Origin of the sequence: Methylobacterium sp. EM32 (assembly GCF_040593685.1) — a bacterium.
In the GTDB taxonomy this organism is placed as follows: Bacteria; Pseudomonadota; Alphaproteobacteria; order Rhizobiales; family Beijerinckiaceae; genus Methylobacterium.
In genome coordinates, this window is record NZ_JBEXZS010000196.1 from 1 (window position 1) to 6,634 (window position 6,634).

Consider the following 6,634-nt stretch of genomic DNA (forward strand, 5'->3'; position numbering starts at 1 on the left):
GAGGGCGCCGGTGCCGGCATCGACGTCGGCCACGCTCAGGCCTGTCAGCGCCAGCGCCGTGTCCTCGCTCGCCGCGAACGAGGCCGGCAGCCCGTTCACCGGCGCGTCGTCGACCGGAACGACGGAGATCGTCGTCGCCGCCGTGTTGGAGGTGAGGCCGCCGTCGTTGACGGTCACCGCAACGTTGCGCGCCGTCGTCGCGGGATTGTCGGAGGTCGACGAGAACTGGATCTGCTTCAGGGCGGTGGCGTAGGCCGCAGGCGACGCGGCGCCGCTGAGCGTGATCGTGACCTCGCCCGCCACGCTCGTATCCGTCACCGCTGTGATCCCCGCCGGGGGCGCGCCGACGAAGGCCAGGACGTCGCCGGCCTGCGCGTTGGTTAGGACGACCGTCGCCGTGCGCAGGAGGGTGCTGTCGGGATCGGCGATTCCGGCCGCCGCGGCGGCGATCGCGACCCCGGCGCCGTTCTCGGTGTAGCTCGTCGCATAGTTCCGGGCGCCTGCCGCGAAGGTGTTGACCCGGACGGTGTCGACGAAGATGTCGTCGCCGGAGGTGCCGGCATTGTACGAGAAGGTGAGTGTGCCGCTGTCGGCGACGCTCGTCGGCAAGTTGACGGTGATGTCGGTGGCCGTCCACGCCTGGTAGGTCGAGGCGGCGATCGCCGCCGGACCGCCGCTCGCCCCGTTGAGGTAGGTGACGGTCGCCGTGGTGGCGCCGGCGCCGGAGACGCCCGTGGTGATCCGGGCGTAGACGACCCCGGCGACCGAGACGTCGAGCACCGCCGGCACGGCGGTGTCGGGCGTCGAGTTGTTCCAGCCGAAGCCGAAGACGAGCTGGGCCGTGCCGTTCGCGGACGGACCGTTGCGCAGGCCCGTGAGCCCGGTCTGTGTCAGCGTGCCGGCGCTTCGGTCGGCGTCCCAGTACACGCCGCCGCCACCGACGGTCGCGGTGTAGGTGGTGCTGCCAGAGGTCGTCCACGGCGCGAGGCTGCCGGTGAAGGTGCCGTTCTGGACGATGTTGGCCGCCGCGTCGGCCGCGACCGCCGAGTTGAGGTCGACGACCGGCGGGCGCGCCGCGTAGCCGAAATCGATGCCCTGGTCGCTGGCGCCGATGGCGGTGAGCGTCACGCTGCGGGTGGCGCCGCCGGTGGTCGAGGCGGCGGTGCCGAGGACGCCGTTCGTATCGGTGACCCGCACGATGTAGCGGCCGGGCAGCACGCCACCGAACTGGTAGGTGCCGTCGGAACCGGTCGTGTCCGTCGCCAGGATGCGCTCGCCCGCATCCACCACGCCGTCGCCGTCGATATCGTCGACGAGCTGCACGGTGACGTTGGCAAAGCCCGTGTCGCCCGCCGTCACACTGCCGCTGGCGTCGCGGTCGGCGAAGACCCGGTCGCCAATCGCCCCCGTCGCCGGGACCCAGGTCGCCGCGTCGGCGACGCCGCCCAGCGCCGTGGTGCCGTCGGTGGTGATGGGGATCGCCGCGCCGATCGCCGCACCGGTGACCGCGTTGATCTGCTGGACGACCGTGCCGACGACGTAGGTGTTGCCGAGGATATCGCCGCCGCCCTGGATGGCGTTGGCGCTCGCCGGGTTCGTGACGGTGTTGATGACGAGGCCGTCGGCGAGGTTGTACCGGGTGAGCGTCGTGCCGCTCAGGCTCAGCAGGACGCCGGTGCCGCCGTTGCCGGTCGGGTCGGCGGCGAAGTCGCCCCAGTCGTTCGTGACCGTGATCGGAAGGCCGAAGGTCGCGGCGGTCGCGACGGTCCGCCCGCTATTGGCGAAGGTGATCCGGTAGATCTGGTCCGAGGTTCCCGTGACGTTCTCGACGCCGAGATAGAGGGCATTGTTGACGAAGGCCGCGGCCCCGCTGCCGACGCCGGTCGTGGTGCCGACCACGATGCTCGCCCCGGCGCCGTTGTTGGTCAGGTCCGCGTCGATGACGATGTGCTGGTTGTTGACGTAGTCGTAGGCGAACAGGGCGCGGTTCGTGCCCGCCGACGCACTGTCGGCGTAGTAGATCAGGCCGTTGCCCTGGTCGATCGCGACCGAGTTGGCGGTTCCACTGAACGTGATGCCGCCGATCGTCGCCGGGATCGTGGTGACCAGGGTCGCTCGGCCGGTCGTCACGTCGATGCTGTAGAGGCCCGCGCCGACGGCCGCGACGATCGCGCCGCGCCCGGTCGCGACTGTGGTGGCGAGCAGGCCCGCATAGGCGTCGCGGCCCGCCTCGGTGACGGCGAGGGGCGTCTCGACCGGGCCGGTGCGGACCTCGAGGTCCCAGTCGCCGCCGAGCGCGGCGGCGCCGGTCGGGTCGGTCGAGGCGGCGACGTCGGCACCGGTCGCCTCGGCGAGGAGCGCCGCCGCCCGGGCGCCGTCCGGCCCGCCCGCGAAGTCGCAGCCGTAGATCAGCAGGTCGGCGCTGTCGGCGAGCGCGCCGCGCATCACCGCCAGGTCGCCGGCATAGCGCCCGGCGATCGAGGCCGCGTCGAGCGTCGCGGTGCCGATCCGTAGGGAAGCGGTGTCTCCGTGCGACAGAATGTGGACCGCCGTGATGTCGCTACGGCCGCGCAGAGCCTCGGCGATCTGGTCGAGGCCGTCGCGCTCGCCGTCGATCACGACGACCTCGGCCTTCGACGATAGGTTCCGCAGCAGGGTATCGCGGTCCGCGACTCGGTCGTCGACGAACACGACCTCATGCCCCTCGGCCGGGCTCGCGGCGGCGTCGACGACCTCGGCCCCGGTCAGCCGCGAGAGCCAGCCGGCGCCTGTCACGCCTGCCGCCCCGGTGGCGAAACCCTCGGCATCCACGGTGATGCGCGCGTCGTCGGCGAGCGTCGCGCCGACGCGCATCAGGTCGCCCTTCTGGTCCTCGCTCAACCCATTGAGGTCGATCGCGCCGGAGCCGAGGACGAGGCGTCCCCCCTCGCCTTCCGACACGATGGTGAGAGAGGCGACGTCCGTCCTGCCGCGCAGGTAGGCGGCGATCTGCGCGAGTCCGTCCTCGTCCCGGGGAAGCATCAGCACCTCGGTGCCCGGCGCCCTCCCCCGTCCGCTCTCCGGCGCCCCATCCCGCGACGGATCGATCACGACGAGATGGGTACCGGACGCTGCCGGTTCGGCCACCGGAACCGGATGCGCGGCGGCCCCGCCCGCATCGGGCTCGGCGGCCGGGCTGTCGTGCCCTGCGACGGCTCCCGCCTCCTGCCCGTCGTCAGCCTGCTGCGCGACGGCCGCCGCCGCGGCGGCCCCGGCCGCGTCGAACAGCACGCGATCCTCGAGCCGCAACAGACCCGTCGCTACCCTTCCACGCTGCCCTGATCGATGAGACACGCATGGCCCCCTGCGTCTTGACGCGCCGGCGTGCGACCCTCTCCCATCAACTTCAGATTGAGGTCGCACGGATTTCCGGCACAACCTACAGAGGCATGTCTGGGGTGGAAAGGGGCTTGAGCGATTGGAGATTATGCATTTTTGCAACACATTTAGGCTATAAATATTATCAAATGATATAACGACTTGATATTCACGATCTAAAACGGAGTGGAATGTTCATAAATCAATTTATATAGCATCTTATGTGTCCAAAAAAGCAGAATTTTTTGTATAATATAAAGTTGGTTTTGTGAAATAGTCCGTGTGCCGGTAGCGATTACACAGAACGGACGTCAAATGGCGGGCACCAGGTTTCCGATTGTGTCGGGTTCCGATTGAAAAAACACAACCTGTGGTTTTCGCTGCGGAATGGGTTGCCACAGCCTCGACGAGTGTCGGCTCGATACGGGCGGTCACAGGGAAACGGACCACGGATACCGTACGGAATAGGCCTAATGGGCTAGGCCGTCTGACCGGTATTCCTAAGTCAACAATTGGTCACTTCACCTGCGCGACGAGGGGTTCGGGGACGAACGCTTGCTACCTACAAGCTTCTGGTTGGTCGCCTCACGTGGGCGAACCCGGCTCAGCCGGAGCGCAGCGCCGACCGACGCGGCAATTCCGCCATCAATCTGTTTGCCCGACAGCACCGGCCATGACGGTACGCCGCGTCGCCTCGACGTGACGCCGCGTCGTTCACGCGACCTCTCGCATTGACGCATCCTCCGCCTGGCGCCCCCGCGCTGATCATGCACCATCACACTCCGGGACTGCACACCCAGAGAAGCCAACCAGGAAACCGGAATGAGAGCTCCACGCGGATGGCGCCCGCGCATTCGGCATGGCTGGCACAGAGAGGCGCCGGGCGCTGAGACGGGTGGGGCGTGAACCGACCGTGTCCCAGAAAACGGGCCCTCGGCGTGGATCAGTCAGCCGGGGCAGGACCACCGCCCCGCCGCCCCTTGAATCCGGTCTCCACGGCACTTCGAAGACGGCACGGCCACCGCGTCGCGCCCGAATCGGACGGCGTGACGGGCCAGGCTGCGAAAACCGTCGCGAGTTCCGCCGAGGGATAGGATCGCAGGACGGATTTAGGCGATTACCAGTGCGATTTGCGCTACTATACCCACCAATTGTTTGTCATCAATCAATCAAGCTAGGATTTATGTTGCGCTGCAGCTATCACTGATGCAAGTATATCAGAACGAGTTTTCGCGTCGGCGATAAGCGTAAATGCACTCAATAATTGAATTGACTGATCGTAAAGACAGGCTTTCTCATATTCTAATCTTTTATTTTTATAATAACCCGAATCTTTTCCGTGCTTCTTGATACGAAATCCCAGTTTTTGCTCGATCTGATTTATTCTTTGAAAACATTTACTTTCATCGTCATATTTCATAATCGCATTTTCTTCAGAAGAAGAATCGGCATTATCCTGGCTGAATGGCGAGTCTTTACTCATTTTAATCTCCAATTCACTCATACAAAGATGGTTTTGATATGGCAAATCGGCCAACCTCTGCGCAGTCCGTCACAACCCTCTCCTATCTATGCTCGGCTATCCATAACATTTCTTGTCCGGCTATTAGAAACGCATGTGAAATTTCACGCGCGGCGACTACCATTTGTTACGGACTATGCAATTTAGGGTAGGCGTGTTGGACTACTGACGGAGGCGCGCGTGCGAAGCGCACATCACACCCTTCATCTGCATCCACCGATGATCGACGTGCTTGCCATCCCTGATGCGGTGGGAAGCTGGGATTGGGACATCTCTCGCAATCGCATCTACACCGATGATGTCGTAGCCAATTTGTTCGGCGTGGATCTGCGAGAGGCGGCGGCCGGCGTATCGATCGAACGTTTCGTGGCCGGCATCCATTGCGACGACCGGCAATGGGTCTCGGCCTATATCCGTCGGACGGTCGAGACATCGGGAGTGCTCGTCGCCGAATACCGGACATGCCCACGGAAGGGCAAAGTGAGGTGGGTGCTGGCGCGAGGCCGCTTCTACCACGACGATGCCGGTCGACCGCTGCGCAGTCATGGCATCATCGTCGACATCACCGACCGCAAGGACGACAGCTCGCGATTCGCCGCCGAGCCCGTGAACCAAGCGGATCATCCACTCGAGCGTGCGGCCGATCAGTGCATGGCCCTGCGTGAGACGCTGGCGGAGGCGAAGCAGCCGTTCCTGATGAAGCTCGCCGACATGGTGCTTCTGGAACTCGGACGGGAGCTGAGCAAGCTGCTGGCCAAGGCACGACGGCAGCGCCTCAGTTGACAAGGGCTGGCTTGGGATGGGGCGTATCGCCCGAGATCCCGACGCCGGGATGGATCTGCATCGACACAGGCTGCGGCCTGCGGCGGCAGCTCGACAGTGGCGGCACCGATACGCTGAACGCGCTCCTCCGCGCATTCCAGGCTGCATCTGGCCTGGAAGCGCCTCGGCGACACGACGCCTGATCGAGCAACGCGATCGGGCTGGAGCACCGTCCGATCGCGCTGCGATCGGACCGTGCTCCAGGTCTTTGATTTTACCTCATTTTCTTTGCCGAGCCGGTATCCACTTCGTCTGACGGTCCACGAGGCTGGCCGGGCTCGGCGGACCTTCGCTCCCGTGGGGGCCGCCGAGGCGCACGCGATGGTGGTGGTCAACAAATCACCGGAGCGTGTTGAGGGGCAGGAAATCCGTTCCATCGCATTCGGGGAGCGATCGTCCGGCACGTGCTGCCGTCAACCAGCGATCTGACTGGTCGGCCGATCCGCTCGGCAACGAGATCGTTCCTCGCGAACGGGGATGCCGCGCTGTGACGCGCGATCAGTCGTACGACGGGCAAAGGACGAGACGACCTCGACGAGACAACCTGGGGGCGGATCCAGTCCGCCTCCAGGCTGCATGAAAATTCAGGCTCGTGCCGGAATTTTTCGAACGATCTTCTATGCGGCCGCCATTCGAGTCCCCTGGACGGTGGCCGCGATGCCGCCGGTACGCCTATGCCGGCACCGCCAAAGTTCGACGAAGGGGGTTCCTTCTACAGCCTCCGCGTGTTCACACAGCCTCGCCCCCGGCGGACTTCCGTTTCCCCTCACCTTTCGTGCCCCGCCGTCGAGGCCGTCTCGCGCACCGGCGACAGCAGGTAGTCGATCACCCGGCGCCGGCCGGTGCGGATCTCCACCGTCGCGGTCATGCCCGGCGTCAGCGCCACCTCCTTGCCGTCCGCCATGATCGTGGTCCGGGCCAGCGCCACCGTCA

Annotated in this window: 3 protein-coding genes; 1 reads left to right on the plus strand and 2 read right to left on the minus strand. The window is 65.4% G+C overall.

All coding sequences use genetic code 11. From position 1 onward, the window contains the following. Both ABZT49_RS26380 and ABZT49_RS26385 read right to left on the minus strand, forming a co-directional pair. The coding region (locus ABZT49_RS26380; protein WP_355290492.1) for a DUF4347 domain-containing protein at positions 1-3,288 on the minus strand (3,288 nt) is incomplete at its 3' end. Positions 3,289-4,531: 1,243 nt separating this feature from the next. Beyond that, on the minus strand, positions 4,532-4,840 hold the full coding sequence (locus ABZT49_RS26385; RefSeq protein ID WP_355290494.1) for a hypothetical protein: 309 nt from the start codon (positions 4,838-4,840) through the stop codon (positions 4,532-4,534). A 258-nt stretch (positions 4,841-5,098) separates the two neighbouring features. Between ABZT49_RS26385 and ABZT49_RS26390 the strand changes: the two genes are divergently transcribed. Then, a complete protein-coding gene (locus tag ABZT49_RS26390) occupies positions 5,099-5,662 on the plus strand; it encodes a PAS domain-containing protein (protein WP_355290495.1) in 564 nt (187 codons plus the stop codon). The last annotated feature ends 972 nt before the right edge of the window (positions 5,663-6,634 follow it).